Origin of the sequence: Paraburkholderia strydomiana, from assembly GCF_031456815.1 — a bacterium.
Classification (GTDB): Bacteria; Pseudomonadota; Gammaproteobacteria; order Burkholderiales; family Burkholderiaceae; genus Paraburkholderia; species Paraburkholderia caledonica.
The window spans coordinates 200379-217207 of the sequence record NZ_JAVDVL010000012.1; the positions used below are offsets into that span (position 1 = coordinate 200379).

General features: G+C 64.1%; 11 protein-coding genes. 10 read left to right on the top strand and 1 reads right to left on the bottom strand.

The genetic code is table 11. The annotated features are described in order from the left end of the window. Window positions 1–9 precede the first annotated feature (9 nt). Window positions 10–2490, bottom strand: a complete 2481-nt coding sequence (locus J2W46_RS27435; RefSeq protein ID WP_310357901.1) for a GcvT family protein — start codon at window positions 2488–2490, stop codon at window positions 10–12. 276 nt (window positions 2491–2766) lie between these two features. Here J2W46_RS27435 and J2W46_RS27440 point away from each other — a divergent pair, with 276 nt between their 5' ends. The 10 genes from J2W46_RS27440 (at window position 2767) to J2W46_RS27485 (ending at window position 16826) form a co-directional block, all read left to right on the top strand. Beyond that, window positions 2767–3639 carry a DeoR/GlpR family DNA-binding transcription regulator gene (locus tag J2W46_RS27440; protein ID WP_310357902.1) on the top strand — a complete coding sequence of 291 codons (873 nt, stop codon included), beginning with the start codon at window positions 2767–2769 and terminating at the stop codon, window positions 3637–3639. Window positions 3640–3874: 235 nt separating this feature from the next. Beyond that, a complete protein-coding gene (locus J2W46_RS27445; RefSeq protein ID WP_310357903.1) occupies window positions 3875–7339 on the top strand; it encodes a DEAD/DEAH box helicase in 3465 nt (1154 codons plus the stop codon). A 232-nt stretch (window positions 7340–7571) separates the two neighbouring features. Continuing rightward, window positions 7572–7844 (top strand): hypothetical protein, encoded by a 273-nt coding sequence (locus tag J2W46_RS27450; protein WP_020071514.1) that lies wholly within the window; start codon window positions 7572–7574, stop codon window positions 7842–7844. Window positions 7845–8037: 193 nt separating this feature from the next. Continuing rightward, complete coding sequence (locus J2W46_RS27455; RefSeq protein ID WP_310357905.1) at window positions 8038–8319, top strand: hypothetical protein; 282 nt, start codon at window positions 8038–8040, stop codon at window positions 8317–8319. 165 nt (window positions 8320–8484) lie between these two features. After that, window positions 8485–9300, top strand: coding sequence for a peptidoglycan DD-metalloendopeptidase family protein (locus tag J2W46_RS27460; RefSeq protein WP_374726869.1), 816 nt, complete (start codon window positions 8485–8487; stop codon window positions 9298–9300). A gap of 89 nt (window positions 9301–9389) precedes the next feature. Further along, complete coding sequence (locus tag J2W46_RS27465) at window positions 9390–10091, top strand: septal ring lytic transglycosylase RlpA family protein (RefSeq protein ID WP_310357910.1); 702 nt, start codon at window positions 9390–9392, stop codon at window positions 10089–10091. Window positions 10092–11287: 1196 nt separating this feature from the next. After that, complete coding sequence (locus J2W46_RS27470) at window positions 11288–12025, top strand: response regulator transcription factor (protein ID WP_310357912.1); 738 nt, start codon at window positions 11288–11290, stop codon at window positions 12023–12025. Further along, window positions 12022–13515 (top strand): FecR family protein, encoded by a 1494-nt coding sequence (locus J2W46_RS27475; RefSeq protein WP_310357914.1) that lies wholly within the window; start codon window positions 12022–12024, stop codon window positions 13513–13515. Before J2W46_RS27470 ends, J2W46_RS27475 begins: the two co-directional genes overlap by 4 nt. 76 nt (window positions 13516–13591) lie before the next feature. Next, window positions 13592–16171 carry a CHASE2 domain-containing protein gene (locus tag J2W46_RS27480; RefSeq protein ID WP_310357916.1) on the top strand — a complete coding sequence of 860 codons (2580 nt, stop codon included), beginning with the start codon at window positions 13592–13594 and terminating at the stop codon, window positions 16169–16171. 58 nt (window positions 16172–16229) lie between these two features. After that, window positions 16230–16826, top strand: a complete 597-nt coding sequence (locus J2W46_RS27485) for a DUF4136 domain-containing protein (protein ID WP_374726870.1) — start codon at window positions 16230–16232, stop codon at window positions 16824–16826. Window positions 16827–16829 lie beyond the last annotated feature (3 nt).

The following is a 16829-nucleotide window of genomic DNA, read 5'->3' on the forward strand; positions in this document are numbered from 1 at the left end:
CGCCGTTTGCTAGTTGCGGATTCGCTCGGAGCGAGGATCGTAAGGCGCCTTCAGGTGAAGCGTAGCCGGCAGCAATTCGCCGGCTACGTCGATCGCATATGCGCCGCTCGTCAAATACGCGGAGTCTGCCTCGCCGTCGGAGTTGTTGACGTAGCCCATCGCGACCGGGCAGCCGAGCGTATGGCCGAATGCCGCCGAACTCACGAAGCCGACCGGCTTGCCGTCGCGCAGAATCGCTTCGCCGCCCCAGAGCATGCGATCTGCTGCGCCGTCCGCGGTCAGCACCACCATGCGGCGGCGCAGCGGTTTGCCGCGTAGTTCGAGCAGTGCGTCGCGGCCGCGGAACGGAATGTCGGTGTCGAGTTTGCATGCGAATGCAAGGCCCGCCTCGAATGGGTTCGTGTCCGGAGTGAGTTCGCGGCCCCATGCGCGGTAACCTTTTTCGATGCGCAGCGAGTCGATCGCGTAGTAGCCCGCATTGACGAGGCCGAACGCCTTGCCGGCTTCATGCAGGATCTCGTACACGCCCACTGCGAATTCGACCGGCACGTACAGCTCCCAGCCCAGTTCGCCGACATAGGTGAGGCGGGTCGCGCGCACGGTTGCATAGCCGATATCGACTTCGCGGCTTTGGCCGAACGCGAACGACTCGTTGCGCCAGTCTGCTTTTGACACGCTTTGCAGAAGTTCGCGCGAGCGCGGCCCCATCACGGCGAGCACTGCATACTGGCTCGTCACGTCCACGAGCACGCAGTGCTTATCGCGCGGAATTGCTTTATCGATCATGTCGAAGTCGCGCGTGGTTTGCGCGGTGCCGGTAACGAGCAGGTACTGATCCGCGGCGAGGCGAGTGAGCGTGAAGTCCGATTCGTAATTGCCGCGTTCGTTGAGCATGCCGGTGTAGACCGTGGTGCCCGGCGGCACGTCGACGTCGTTCGCGACCAGGTTTTGCAGGACGCTTTGCGCGTCGCGGCCTTTGACAAGAAATTTGGAAAACGACGTCATGTCGAAGAGCGCCACGCGTTCGCGGCACGCACGGTGTTCGGCCCCGCTTAACGGCAGCCAGTTCTGCTGGCCGAACGCATAGTCGATGCGTGCTTCGTCGCGCGTCGGTGCGAAGAAATTCGCGCGCTCCCAGCCCATCTTGCTGCCGAAACACGCGCCGTCCTCGCGCAGCAAAGCGTACAGCGGCGAGCGGCGAAACGGACGGGCGCTGTCGAGTTCGCGATTAGGCCACGGCATCGCATAGTGCAGGCCTAGCGTTTCCTTCACGCGATCGTGCAGCCACGTGTCGTTGCCGTTGAAGCGCGCAAAGCGGCGAATGTCGACCGGCCACAGATCCATGGTCGGCTCGCCCGCCACAATCCATTCGGCCAGCGCCATGCCGGCGCCGCCCGCCGAGGCGATGCCCATCGAGTTGAAACCCGCGCCGACAAAAAAGCGTCGCAGTTCGGGCGCCTCGCCGAGCATGAAGTTGTTGTCGGGAGTGAACGATTCAGGACCGTTGTAGAACTGGCGTACCTGCGCCGTTTCGAGCGCGGGTACGCGTTGCAGCGCGTTCGTCATCAGAATTTCGAATTGATCCCAATCGTCGGGCAGCAACTGGAATTCGAAGTGTTCGGGAATGCCTTGCATGCCCCACGGTTTCGCGTTGGGCTCGAAACCGCCCATGACGAGGCCGCCCACTTCTTCCTTGAAATAGATGAAGCCGTCCGGGTCGCGCATGACGGGCAGGTCGGGGTGCACGCCGGCAATGCGTTCCGTGACGATGTAATAGTGCTCGGCCGAGTGCAGCGGCACCGTCACGTCGCACAGGCGGCCCACGGCCTTGGCCCACTGGCCGGCGCAATTTACGACGATTTCGGCGCCGATCGTGCCCTCGTCGCCGTTCTTGTTGCGCCACGCAACGCCAGTCGCTTCCCGCGCGCCGTGCGCGTCGCGTGTGTGGATAGCCGTCACGCGCGTGTTCTCGACGATGCGCGCGCCGCGCATGCGGGCGCCGCGAGCCAGGGCCTGCGTCAGATCGGTGGGATTCGCCTTGCCGTCGCCGGGCAGCCAGACGGCGCCCAGCAGGTCGTCGGTGCGCATGACAGGCCATAGATCGCCGGCCTCGCGCGCGCTGATCACGTCGCAGGCCACGCCGTAGGCGCGAGCCACGGCGGCGGTGCGTTTGAGTTGAGTCATCCGCTCGGCAGTGCGGGCCACCGACAGCGAGCCGCATTGTTTCCAACCCGTTGCAAGACCCGTTTCGGCTTCGAGTTCCGCGTAGAGCGCGGTCGAATAGCGGATCAGCTTCGTCATGCTTTCCTGAGTCCGCAACTGGCCGACCAGACCGGCCGCATGCCACGTCGTCCCGCAGGAAAGCTGGCCTTGTTCCATCAGGACGACGTCGGTCCAGCCGAGCTTGGTCAAGTGGTACGCAACCGAGCAACCAATGATGCCGCCGCCGATGATGACGACGCGCGCGTGCTGAGGGATGGATGTGGACATGTGTTGAATTAGATGAATGACACGCGAAGATTGCCCCATAAATGCACATGACGCAACGGGGAGTTGTTGCAAGATCTGAGGTGATATCTCGACACACAGATGTCATTTGCCGGCTGTAAAGGTGCTGTACAGGCCGAAAAACGCGGCGCTTAGCTTAAGGCAACCGCTTTGCAATCACCGCAGATTTGAATGTGGCTTTGTGTGGGAATAAATGAGAATTGCCACTCTGAACCGTGGTTTTTGCTAGACTCACCGAAGCCCACAATCGCGCACTCCATGTTCTCTACCCAACGCCAGAGCGAAATCCTGCAGCTTGTCCGCGAGCAACGCACCTGTACGATCACCGGTCTCGCGGCGCGCTTCGAGGTTTCCGACGAGACTATTCGCCGCAATATCAAACCGTTGATTGCGCAGGGCCTGCTTCTAAAGGTCCACGGCGGCATCATGCTGCCCGAGCGCCTCGACGAACCGCCGTTCGAGCGGCGCATGGCGGCCAGCCTCGCGGGCAAGCGGGCGATCGGCGCGCGCATCGCTGAACTGGTGAGCGACGGCGACTCTCTGATTCTCGACGGCGGCAGCACCTGCGTGCATATCGCGCGGGCGCTGACGGCGCGCTCGCGGCTCACGGTCGTGACCAACTCCATCGAAGTGGCCCGGCTGCTCGCGCCGCGCAACGGCAACCGCGTGTTCATCGCGGGCGGCGAACTTCGTGCCGACGACAGCGCCGCGATCGGCGACAGCGTTCAGGCTTTTCTGCGCCAGTTTCATGTGCGTTACGCGATCGTCTCGGTGACCGCGATCGACATGCACGGGCATTTCATGGACGCGCTTCCCGCCGACGTCGCGTATTCGCTCGCGGCGTTCGCTCAGGCGGAGCGTCGCGTGGTCGCGGCGGACCACGCCAAATTCGGACATAGCGCGCTGCTCCACGCTTTTGCCGCGGATGGCGTGGACCTGCTCGTTACCGACGAAGCTCCCGCTCCGGCGCTTGCGCAGGTTTTGACGGCCGCAGGTGTCGAGGTGCTCGTCGGCGCGCCGCCCGGCGGCGGGGCGAGAAGCGGCGAGAAGGGCGGGCAGGACCGGTACGACCCGAAGAACGGAAACGACGGGAACGGCGAGAACGACGAGAACGGCGCGCGCCCCCGCTAGCAACCGCCTCGCTGAGAGCGGTTCGAACGCGGACACCGGCCAACGCACACCAGACCCCACACCAGGCTCGCCCCACGCGAGCGCCGCCTCGCACAGCCAATTCGCTCCGACGCGTAAAATGGCCGGTTATCGCTGGCAGCCTGGCTCCGGGTGAACGAAGCGGTGGACTGCGCCGTCCGCCGGCAGTTGCCTTCCGCGCCGCCTGCCTTCGCCGGCTTGAAGAGGATGCACCCTGATGTCGTCAGTTTTCTTTGATCGCGAACGGATTGCAGAATGGCTCGGTGAGAACACCGTCGCCAAGGCGCGCGCGGTCGGGCCCGTCAGCAAAGTCGCATGGCACGGGGCCACACTGACTGGCGACGTACAAGGCTCGCAGCCGCTTCCTTACAGAACGCGGGTCCGTTTTCGCACCGACGGCGGCCTGCCGTGGGCGCAGAGCGACTGCACCTGCCCGGTCGGCCGCAATTGCAAGCACGTCGCCGCGCTGCTGCTGGCCGAGCTCGAATACCACGACGAGATGGACCACATCATCGACGTGGACGGCAATGAGCGCGAAGGTGGCGCCGCCGTTTTCGGCCGATCCGCATCGGCGGAGCCTACTGCTTTGCAACCTGGCGTGCGTCCCGAACTGGTCAGCTGGCTCGAACGCTTCCGGGCACGCGCGGAAGCCGCCGACGCCGCTGTTCAGAAGGCAAGCGCCGCGCGCACCGAGACGCTCGCCTACCGGCTGAACTGGTCCGACTTCCACATGCGGCACGAGGTCGTGCTGCACCGCGCGCGCTGCCATCCGGACGGTCGGATCGTCTCCGTCGGCGAAACGTGGGGCAACGTCGAAGCGGCGCTCGTCAAGCAACCGGGGTTCGTATCGGACGAAGATCTGTCCATCTTGCGCGGCCTGTGGCTCGGCCGTTCTCGCGAAGACTTCGGGCAATTCGTTCTGCGTGGCACGAACGGCGCGGAGATGCTGCAAAAGCTCATTGCCACTGGGCGCCTCTTCGTCGACTTCGGGATTGCGCCAGGTCACGACGGCCCCACGCCGCTCGCGCGTGCGGCCGACCGGCCTGGGCGCATCGAATGGGAGCCGCTTGCCGACCAGCGGCTGCGCCCGGTTCTGTGCACCGAGCCGCGCGCGAGTATGGTGTTGCCGACCGAGCCCGTCTGGTATGTGGACGGCGTGGCGAACGAGGCCGGTGTGGTCCGCTCGTCGCTACCGTTCCAGCAATTGCCCGATTACCTCGCAATGCCGCCGATCTCGCTTGCCGAAGCGCCCCTTGTCGCGTCGGTGCTGCGCGAAGTTGCGCCCGACTTGCCGTTGCCGCCCACGCAAGACTCGCGGGCGATCCGGGTGATCGACGTGGAGCCGGTGCCGGTGCTCACGCTCAATAGCCACGCGTTGCCGTCCGCCGGAAAGGCCAAAGGCCTGGCCGTCGAACTGGCCGGCGTGAGCTTCGACTACGACGGCGTCAGCATCAACGTGGACAGCAGCGTGACACTCGTGCCCATGCCGGGCGGCGACGTCATTCACATCCGCCGCCGCTACGAGGTCGAGAAGAAGCGCCTGCTCGAACTTCGCAAAAGCGGGTTGCAGAAGGTGCCCACGAGCCGCGTGTTCACGTCGCGGCAACTGCCCGATACGATGCTCGGGCTGGCCGATGCGGACGCCTGGTCCTCGTTTGTCAGCGACGCGGTGCCGGAACTCGTCAGCAGAGGGTGGCGTGTGACGATGGCGCCCGAGTTCCGCTACAACGTGATCGAGATCGACGCGATCGACGGCACCGCGCATCAGGCGGGCGACGGCTGGTTCGATCTCGAAATGGGTATTCGCATCGGCGAGCGCAATGTGCGGCTCGAGCCGCTGCTCGCCGATCTGTTCCGCCGCGACCGGCGCTGGCTGGGCGGCACGCTTGAGGCGATCGCCGACGACGAGCCGATTGAACTGAAGACCGAAGAGAACAAGCGCCTGCGGCTGCGCGCGGACCGGTTGAAGCCGGTGGTGCGCGTGCTGGTCGATCTGTTCGATTCGCTCGGTGCGAGTCTCGCCGAGGGCGCGCCGCTGCGCGTGCCTTCTGTGGACGCAGGCCGCCTCCAGGCATTGAGCGATACGGGACGCTGGCAATTTCGCGGCGACGATTCCATTCGCGAACTCGCGCAGCGTCTGCAAGCCGGTCCTGGCTTGCGCGAGGTGCCGGTGCCTAGCGGTCTGCGCGCTGAACTGCGCGCGTATCAGCAGCAGGGTCTGAACTGGATGCAGTATCTGCGCGAGCAGGGTCTCGCCGGTGTACTCGCCGACGACATGGGCCTTGGCAAAACCGTGCAGACGCTTGCGCATATTCTCGCCGAGAAGGAAGCGGGCAGACTCGACCGGCCGGCGCTGATCGTGGTCCCGACCACGCTCGTGCACAACTGGCGCGAGGAAGCACGCCGCTTCGCGCCCGAACTGAAGGTGCTGGTGCTGAACGGCCCGCAACGCAAGCAGCGCTTCGATCAGATCGGCGAACATGAACTCATCCTGACGACGTACGCGTTGCTGTGGCGGGACCAGAAGGTGCTCGCCGAACACGAATATCACCTGCTGATTCTCGACGAGGCGCAGTACGTGAAGAACGCGACGACGAAAGCCGCGCAGGCAATCCGCGGCTTGAACGCGCGGCACCGGCTGTGTCTGACCGGCACGCCGCTCGAAAATCACCTGGGCGAACTGTGGTCGCAGTTCGATTTTCTGCTGCCGGGTTTTCTTGGCAGCCAGAAGGATTTCACGCGCCGCTGGCGCAATCCGATCGAAAAGAATAACGACGGCGTGCGCCGTTCGTTGCTTGCGCGTCGCATCCGGCCTTTCATGCTGCGGCGTCGCAAGGACGAGGTGGCGAAGGAGTTGCCGGCCAAGACGACGATTGTGTGCTCTGTCGATCTGGAAGGCACGCAGCGCGATCTGTACGAAACCGTGCGTACGGCGATGCAGGAGAAGGTGCGCGCGGCCGTCAGCGCACAGGGCCTCGCGCGCAGTCACATCATCGTGCTCGACGCGCTGCTGAAGCTGCGGCAAGTGTGTTGCGATCCGCGACTGGTGCGCACGCTCAGGACCACAGGCGACGGCGCGGAACGCAGCGAGGACGCAGCGGCGAAACCGGCGAGCCCGGATAAGGCGGAAAAGGGCGCGCGTGGTATGCGCTCTGCCAAACTCGACCTGCTGCTGTCCATGCTGCCGGAGCTGATCGAAGAGGGACGCCGCGTGCTGTTGTTCTCGCAGTTCACCGGCATGCTCGCGCTGATTGCCGAGGCGCTGGACGAAGCGGCGATTCCCTATGTGATCCTGACCGGTGACACGACGGACCGGATCACGCCCGTCGAGCGCTTTCAGCAAGGCGAGGTGCCACTGTTCCTGATCAGTCTGAAGGCGGGCGGCGTGGGGCTGAACCTCACCGCTGCGGATACCGTGATCCACTACGACCCGTGGTGGAATCCCGCCGCCGAGAATCAGGCCACCGACCGTGCACATCGGCTCGGACAGGATAAGCCCGTGTTCGTCTACAAACTGATCGCGGCGGGCAGCATCGAAGAAAAGATCGTGGAATTGCAGGAGCAAAAGGCAGGTCTTGCAGACAGCATTCTTTCGGAAGACGCCGCCGGCGCGGCCAAGTTCTCCGACGACGATATCGACGCACTCTTCGCGCCGATGCCCGAGCTCGAAGGCGGAAGGTGACGCGACCCGTTTTCGGGACAGTGCGCACGAGTCGCGCACTCATCCACCACTGAATGCCGACGTTTTCCGGTATCCAATATTCCCAGATTTGACTCCGCATTGTTCAAAGACGTCACAAGTCGTCAAGAAACGCGGAGTTTGTCTGCCTGCCGTCAACGGTTGCTTGCCGTACTCGTTGAACACGCGACCATCATCAGGTCAGTCAACGCAGTACGTTAAGGAAATAACCGTTATGAACAAGCATTTCGTCGCCGCCGCTGTTGCCGGCCTTTTCTCGATCGCAGCGTTTGCGCAGGCTTCGGCACCGGTCGCGGCATCGTCGCAAGCTGCTGTTGCTGCTACCCAGCAGGAAGCAACGCCGGCAGTCAAGCAACACCACGCCACGAAGCAACACAAGCACGCACATAAGCATTCGCACAAGCATTCGCACCATGCAGCATCGGCTGCAGGCGGCGAACAGGATGCCGCACCGGTGTCCGACGAAGCAGCGCCCGCCAAGCCGTAACCGTTACGCCGCGTAGCGAGCCTGTGAAGACGCGGGCCGGTGCTTGACATCGGCCCGTTTGCTGCGTGCAGTTCATCGACGAAAACCTGCGCGAAACATAAAACACGGTCTTCTTTCGGGCAGCCCGGTGGCTGACGCAGAGCGTCGTTCGCATTGCCGCTTGCAATCACGTCTATTTAATTAGGACTCTTGTATGAAACGTATCTGTCTTTCGATCGCGTTTGGCTGCGCGATGAGCCTGTCCGTCGTCGCTCAGGCAAAGAGCTTCGGCTTCGAGCTCAGCCCGTCCACACGCACGACTGCGAATGCTCCAGCGACACAAGGCTGGCACGACGGACGTTATTGGGACGGTCACCGTTCGTGGAGCCGCGACGAGTGGGAAGGGCGGCGCACGCGTGCAGGTCACGACGATGCTTATCGCTTCAATCGCGGCACTCATTGCCCGCCGGGCCACGCAAAGAAACACGATTGCTGATGTTCTCGCCCGCAATGAACGCGCGCGCCGACTGCGCAGCGTGTTCGACAGGCGGACCTCGCCGTGCTGGCCGCCGTGCCGACGGCCGTGCTGGCCGCCGCGCCGCCGCAGCAACGGTAGCCCGATGCGCCGCCTTGCACTACCCCGATCTCGCCCACTGCTCTAATGAAAATCTGTTTGCCCCGTTTCGCCACACCGGCTGTCCCAATCCTGCTCGTCTTCTCGTTGGCGGGCGCGCTGAGCGGTTGCTCGCTGCTCGCGCCGAGCGGTGCGCCTGCCAGTCCGCCGTTGGCGTGGCCCTCCAACTGGGCGCCCGCAGTGCCAGCAGTGCCTGGATTGCCAGCAGTGCCCAATGAGGCAATGGTTCCGGCCGGGTTCTATCGGGTGAATTCGGGCGATACCTTGACCGGCATCGCCAGGGCATTTGGCCGCGATGCTGCGGCCATTGCGCAGTGGAATCATCTGTCGGCGGATGGCGCACTGGATGCCGGGCAACTGCTGCGGGTCGCGCCGCCACCGGGAGTTGCCAGCGCGCCTGCCGGATTGAATGCGCGCACGCCTGCAAGCCCAGAACCCCGCGCGAACGCAGTGCAGAGCGTCGCGCCCATCGGCAAAGCGCGACTCGCATGGCCGGTTAACGGGCCGGTTGAAGCGCCGTTCGTCGCAGGAAAAACCAGGGGTATTGCGATCGCTGCGGCCGCCGGCGCACAGGTGAGAGCGGCGGCGAGCGGCAGGGTCGTCTACGCGGGAGGCGGCATTGCGGCTTACGGTCTGCTGATCATCATCAAGCACGACTCACATTTACTGACCGCCTACGCCAACAACCGCGCGCTGCTGGTTAAAGACGGCGCGCTCGTCAAGAAAGGGCAGGCGATTGCCGAGCTTTCGTCGGACTCCCACGGCGACGCGTCTTTGCATTTCGAAGTGCGCGACGGCGGCAAGCCTGTCGATCCGCTCCTCTATCTTCCGAAGCGCCCTTAAGCCGGTGCCCACGCGGCATTGCCGCTTTCCTCGAACCGGACCGACGCGGCGTGCTGTTTCGTGCAGCGCGCTGCGCAATGTAATGCCCTATGACTTTTCGCTTCACCAACCGCACCGGCTCAACCGGTTTCACCGGTTTTCTTCGCGTGCCTGCAAATCCTCTCGGTCTCACGCTCGCGTCGCTTGGCTGTGTGTTGGCGCTGGCGGGTTGCGCGCCGTCGGTCGTTGACCGCTCCGCCCTGAGCAGCGCCGAGCCGGCCATTCGTACAGTCGCGCAGACTGCGCCTCATGCATTGCAAGGTGGCTACAACGATGATGACGAGCGGGCCGCTGCCCTTGCGCCGAGCTTATCGGCTGCCGAGCCGCAATCCGAGCCGCAATCCGACGCGCAGTCCGCGGATGACGATTCGCCGGCCGCGTCGGCTTGCGCTTGCAGCAGGCGCTTTCTGCAGACCGGCCTCGCGTCGTGGTACGGCAAGGTTTTCCATGGTCGCCGCACCGCGAGCGGCGAGCGCTACAACATGCACGCATTGACCGCGGCACACCGCACTTTGCCCTTGGGCGCGTGTGTACGAGTGACGGCAGTGGGGCGAGAACGTTCGGTGGTCGTGCGGATCAACGACCGTGGGCCGTTCGTGCACGGACGGATCATCGATCTCTCGTATGCCGCTGCCGAGGCAATCGGTGTGAACGTCGCGGGTACCTTGCCCGTCAAGCTCGAACACATTGCGCCCGCGCGTGGTCTGGACGGCGCTCGTCGCTGTGTTGACCGGGCAGAGCGGGCAGCGTGAGGGTCGGCCGCAAGCTTTCGCAGCTTTCGATGCGGCCGGGATTCGCGTGACTCATGCTCGAGAGAATGCAGCACTGGCGTGCGAGTTTTTCGCTTTCACGTCCGTCTGTAACAAATCATCGCCTTCTGTAAATGTTCACATGTCCGCACTGTTCATCCCCCAAGGTTCGATGCCGCGCGGCATTGCAACTTCGGGATGGTTGTTATGGCCTGCGTAATATCTACCGCGTTGTTCGTTACAAACGTAGTTCTTTCATCTTGAGAATGAATTTCTGAGCGGTTACTTTCTGTGCACTCGTGAGGTAGCCCCCCGCGAGCGTGTGATGTTTTTACGGCGTCGTCCTGACCAGGCACGACGCCGTTTTTTTTGCTCTCGACGGCCCGCGCGCAACGACCCATGCCGCGAAACGCGCAGAGCACCCGGGCAATCGGAGCGCGACTCGGTGTATTGAGCGGTTGCCCAAGACATAACCTGAAAGCTTTGCTCCGCGATTAACTGCACGTTGTCACAGTGAGAGGTGTCGATCCACTGATCCAGTGTTTTTTGACTGGTTTGTGCGGACTCGACAGCTTCATTGCAAATCTACAACAGCGGCAGCACCGATTTGACAATCCTTAAACGATTTATTTTGGGACCGTTTCTATACTCACTCAAATTGTCAAATCGCTGTTTCCCGAAAAGCTTGTCGCGGTTTGAAAAAGACAGGCGCGGGGCCTGAAGTGTGCGAGAGAGACCACCTTTTTATATGCAGGCCCATACGGGCCGAAACTAGCCGGCGGGACCTGAGAGGCGTCGGGAACGGCGCGCAAAACCGGCAAAAGCGGCATGCGAGCCGGCAGCCGCCGCTGAACCGTTTAATGGCATTCAGCAAAGATCGATCGTCTTTTCGATTATGATTATCGGCGGTTTGATAATCGCCGCTCCCAAATCGAAAAATGCGCGCTAATTTTGAGATGGGGTGGCAGCAGGGTTGTACGGGGCGCGAGGCGAAGGACCATTAGTCGAAAGAGAGTCAAACAAACTTCGAACTGAAGATGAATGAAAGGCCGGATCGCCGGTGCCAGCGAGCACCGGCGTCCCGGTCGATCCGCCGGCTTGCCGGTAATGGCCGCGGTCGCCGATACGCCGCTGCGCCCATTACCGGCAAACGACGAACGAACGACGAACAAACGACGAAGTCGCGTTGCGGGGTTTTTATGAGAATTGCTGTCCTGGATGACGATTCGGCGCAAGCCGATCTGGTTTGCCAAACGCTGTCGGCAGCGGGCCACGTCTGTCATGCATACGTTGCGGGACGCGAACTGGTGCGGCAGTTGCGGCGCCAGACATTCGATCTGCTCGTGCTCGATTGGAATGTGCCTGACATGTCGGGCGAAGAAGTGTTGCGTTGGGTGCGCGAAAGCCTGTCAGAACGCTTGCCCGTGCTGTTCATGACGAACCGCGGCCAGGAGAGCGACATTACGTCGATCCTGAACATCGGCGCCGACGACTACGTCGTCAAGCCGGTCCCGGCCGCCGTACTGCTCGCGCGCGTCGGTTCGCTGCTGCGCCGCGCTTATCATCTGAAGCCGTTGGCGGCGACGGAAGTCTTCGGCGAATTCGAGTTTGATCTGCATGCCAAGCATGTGGTGGTGCGCGGCACCAAAGTGGCGGTCACCCAGAAGGAGTTCGAACTCGCGCTGTTGCTGTTCCAGCATCTGAGCCGGCCGCTGTCGCGCGCGCATATTCTCGACGTCGTCTGGAAGCAGGCGACGGACATCCCGTCGCGCACGATGGACACGCACGTGTCGATGCTGCGCAGCAAGCTCGGCCTGCGGCCGGAACACGGCTACCGTCTGACGCCGATCTACGGCTATGGCTACAGACTGGAGCGGCTGGAGTCAGCGAGCGATACACCGCCAGCCGCGGACCGTTCGCAAGCGGGGCAGGCGTGACGGTTTCCGTCGACGACGCTTCAGCGATACGCGGCAGGACCGGCTCGGCTGGCCGCCGCGCGAGCGCCGTACTAGCCGCGGCGGGATTCTTCGCCTTCGCCTGCTTCGCGCCCGCTTCGGCACAGGCGCAGCCGTCACGGGCGCCAAAGCAGCGCGCGAAAGCCGCGCCTCCCGCCTATGTTTCCTATGTGACGCACGCAGGCGACACACTCTATGAAATCGCGAGCCGGTATCTCAGCGACACCGCCGACTGGGCCGTGCTCAGTCGCCTGAATCAGGTGCCCGCACCACGTCGCATGCCCGCCGGCATTGCACTGCGTCTGCCAGCCGACAAACTGAAGCAGGACCCGGAGACGGCACGTGTGATCGCGACGAGCGGTCCCGCTGAACATGCGTCGGGCGCGAGCCCTTATCTGCCGCTGACGGCGGGCGCGACGCTTGGCGAAGGCGACCGCATCCGCACCGGACCCAACGGTTTCGTCACACTGGAGTTGTCCGACGGCTCTCATCTCACGATGACGCAGGACGGCGCGCTCGATATCGACCGGTTGCGGCGGACGACACTGACGGGCGCGGGCGACCGTCAACTGGAACTGCGTCGCGGGCAGATCGAGAGCCAGGTCACGCATGCGACGAAGAAAGACGACCGCTTTCAGATCCGTTCGCCGTCGGTGGTGGCGGGCGTGCGTGGGACGCGCTTCAGGGTCGCTTACGACGGCGACGCGCAAACCACGGCTGTCGAAGTGCTGGACGGCGCGGTCGGCGTCGATCCGGTCGCGGCGCTTTCGCGCAAGTCTGCACCGCCGCCAGGCGTGCCGCTGCAGGCGTCGGCGCAACTGCTCACGGAACGCTTCGGCAGCGTGACGCGGGCCGGCGCCGCGATAGGCGATGCAGTTGCACTGCTTCCAGCACCTGCGCTCAAGGAGCCGGCGAGAGTGCAGGACGGCAAGACGGTGGCTTTCGATCTGATTCCAGCCGAGGCCGCCGGAGCCGCCGAAACTGCAACATCCGCAACAACCTACCGCGTGCAGATTTCCCGCGACGCCGACCAGCTCGATCTTATCCGCGACCTTCGCGTGAGCGCGCCACATGCGGACTTCGGCGATCTGGCAGACGGCACGTATTTCGTGCGCATTGCGGCGATCGACGCGAACGGGCTCGAAGGTTTGCCGCAGGTGTATGCCTTCGAGAGACGGCAATTCGCGGTCGGCGCGTCGGCCGTGCCGCGCGTGGGCAGCCACGATTACGAATTCCGCTGGTTCGTGAGCCGCGCGCCGGCGTCGGCGCAAACGCGTTTTCGCTTCGTCATGGCGACGACGGCCGATCTGCGTCATCCGATTGTCGACCGCGCGGATCTGACGGGCGGGCAACTGGTGGTGAGTGATCTGCCGCCAGGCGTCTATTACTGGACCATCGTTGCCGAGCAGTTCGACAACGGCCGCTCGTACGCGACGGCCAGCGCAGTTCGCACGTTCACGCTTGCGCGCTGACGCTGACAGATTCACAGGCCCGGAAGTGCCCCGGTCCGCTTGCTGTTTTTGGCTTTCTACCTCCTGACATCGCGCCTTGCCCAACACATCCACGCGCTTGAGCCTCGACCCGCGCGCCCGTCTCGGACGGCGCGCCGGCCGTCGTTTTCTGATCGAATGGGCGGCTATCGGATGCCTGGGTCTCGTCGTGATCGCGCTCAGTTCGTTGGGTCGCATGAGCGCGAGCGTCGATCATCTCGTGTACGACCGCTTACTGAGCCTGCATGCGCAGGCGGTGCTGCCGGACATCGTCGTGCTGGAAATCGACAATGAAAGCATCGCGCAACTCGGCCGCTGGCCGTGGCCGCGCAGCGTTCACGCCCGATTGCTCGAGCAGGTCGCGAAGGCAAAGCCCGCCGCGGTCGTCTACGACGTGCTCTTCACCGAAACCAATCCCGACGACGCCGAACTTGCCCGCGCGATTGCGCTGAGTCCGACCTATTTGCCGGTGCTCCTCACGGACGCCGGGCGCGGCGCGCCCGTTGTCGTCGTCGAACCGGTGGCGCCGCTCGTACGCGCGGCGGCCGGCCTCGGGCATATCAATATTGAAGTGGACAGCGACGGCATCGTGCGCAGCGTCGCCCAGTTCGAAGGCGACGCCGACTCGCGCTGGCCGCAGTTGATGCTCACGGTGGCGCGGGCGGCAGAACGCGGCGCGCTAGGGCTGAATGTGCAGCCGGCGAGGCGCGCGTCTCTGGAATCGGCGAGCGATGCAAGCGATCGGGGAACGGGTGCGCGCAACGACGCGGCGAGCGACGGCCGCTTCCTGATCCCGTTCAGCCCGAATGCACAAAGCTACGAGAAGCTCAGTTTCGCGAGCGTGCTCGCGGGCCAGGTCCCGCCCGAGAAATTGCGCGGGCGCATCGTCGTAATCGGCGTGACAGCATCGGGTCTCTACGACCGGTTTGCCACGCCGGTTTCCGGTGCATTGGGGCCGCTGCCCGGCGTCTACATCCACGCGAATGTGCTCGATACGCTGCTCACCGGCCGCGAAGTCGCGCCCGCCGCACGATGGCTGCTGCTCGTCGTCTCACTGGCTCCGCTCGCGGCGTTGCTGGCCGGTTTCCTCGTGCTGTCGCCGCGCCGCTCGCTGCTGCTGACGGGCGCGCTGTGCCTGCTTGCCATGTCCGGCAGTGCGATTCTGCTGTACGGCGCGCAGCTGTGGTTGTCGCCCGTGCCCGCGATTCTCGGTGTGGTGGCCGTTTATCCGATCTGGAACTGGCGCCGGCTCGAAATGACGATGGCGTATCTGCGCAAGGAGTTGCAGCGTCTCGCGGACGAACCGCATCTGCTGCCGCAAACGCCGCAGCGCCGGCGCCAGTTTGGCGGCGACGTGCTCGAACAGCACATGGCGCTGATGGCGCAAGCCGCACAACGCGTGCAGGACATGAAGCGCTTTATGTGGGACAGCCTGGACAGCATGCCCGAGCCGATTCTCGTGAGTGACATGCAGGGCATCGTGCTGATCGCGAACCATGCCGCGAGGGCGCACTTTGCACGTCTTGGCGCGCCGATGCCCGAGGGACGTTCCATGCAGGCGGTGCTGGGTGGCCTGACGTTCGTCAAGGCCATCGATAGCGGAGCCGGATCGGATGCCGAAAACGATTTGCGGGCCCGTGCGCACTGGCCCGCGCTGCTCGATCCCACGAGCCGCGAGTTTGCCGCGCTGATGGCGCAGGGCGTCGAAGTGCGCGACGCTGACGGGCGCGATCATCTGCTGCGTTACGCGAACTGCACGAATGCTCAGGGCGAGACGACCGGATGGATCGCCGGTCTCGTCGATGTCTCTGCGTTGCATGCCGCCGAGCGCCAGCGCGAAGACGCACTTCGGCTGCTGTCGCACGATATGCGCTCGCCGCAGGCGTCGATCCTGGCGCTCGTCGAGATCGAGCGGGCCCGCGAGAAGCCGGTGCTCGCGCGCGGCTTGCTCGAGCGCATCGAACGTTACGCGCAACGTGCGCTGACACTCGCCGACGACTTCGTACAACTCGCGCGCGCCGAGTCGCAAACCTACCTGCTGGAGCCGGTGAATCTCGCCGAGCTGATGATCGACGCGAGCGATGAAGTCTGGCCGCAGGCGCACGCGAAACGGATCGCGTTGCACACGGAAACGGACCTATCGGCAGAAGGCCGCGACATAGGCGATATCGGCGACGAGGGCCACTGGATCTGCGCCGATCGTTCGCTCCTGACCCGTGCGCTCGTCAACATCCTGAACAACGCGGTCAAATACAGTCCGCCCGACACGCATATCACCTGTGAGCTATCGAACGAGGTGCCCGCGCGCACGTCGGCGACGGCCGGTTTCACTATGGCGGTTGCATCGGATCGCGCGACGCGACGCGTGTCGTGCACGATCCGCGACCAGGGCTATGGGATACCGCAAGACCAGCAGGCACAGCTATTCGAACGCTTCAGACGTTTTCACGAAACAGAGCGGCCAGAAGTGGGCGGCGCCGGGCTCGGCATGGCCTTCGTCAAGACCGTGGTCACGCGCCATGGCGGTGAAGTGGACGTGGTGAGCGCGCCCGGGCGAGGCACGGCAGTCACGATCTATCTGCCGGCACTGGAAGAAACGCAACTGGATCGGCCTGCGAGCCGGCGTCATGACGCCTGAGCGCGCGTCTTATCGAATCGGGGAGCGAATTGTGGAAGCGACGAAAGCGGTGAACGCAATGAAAGCGACTCTGGTGTGTACGGCGCTTGCTGTGGCGACACTCGCCGGATGTACCGGCATGCACGCGGACGTGCACACCGCGACGCCCGCAGCCGCACTAGCTGGCGAGCGGACGTACACGTTCGCGCGTCTGCCGATGCAGGAAGCGCGCGTCGACCATGCGCAGTTCGAAACCGTGCTGCGTGACGAGCTGACGAAGCAGGGTTTCGCGGATACGGCGGAGCGGCCTGCGCATTACGTGCTCTCGGTCGGATACGAGACGCGGCCAGCACAAATCGGCGTTGGTGTGAGCGACTGTGCATCTGGCAATTGCGGCCCGCAGACCGACGCATCGGTCCCGCTGTTCGGCGCACGCGTCTACCGTCATACGCTCACGCTGCGGTTTTTCGAACGTGTGAGCGGGCGCGAAGTGTACAAGGTCAGCGCGGCCAGTACAGACCGCGACGCCGATCCGTTGCACGCCACGCCCGCGCTGATCAGAAGCGCGCTGGTGCAGTTCCCGTTCGACGCACCAACCGACTGGCGGGTGAAGTTGCGCCCGAATCCAGAAGGCAGCCTGCCGGACGTGGTCTCGGTGATGCCGTTGCAAAGATAATGC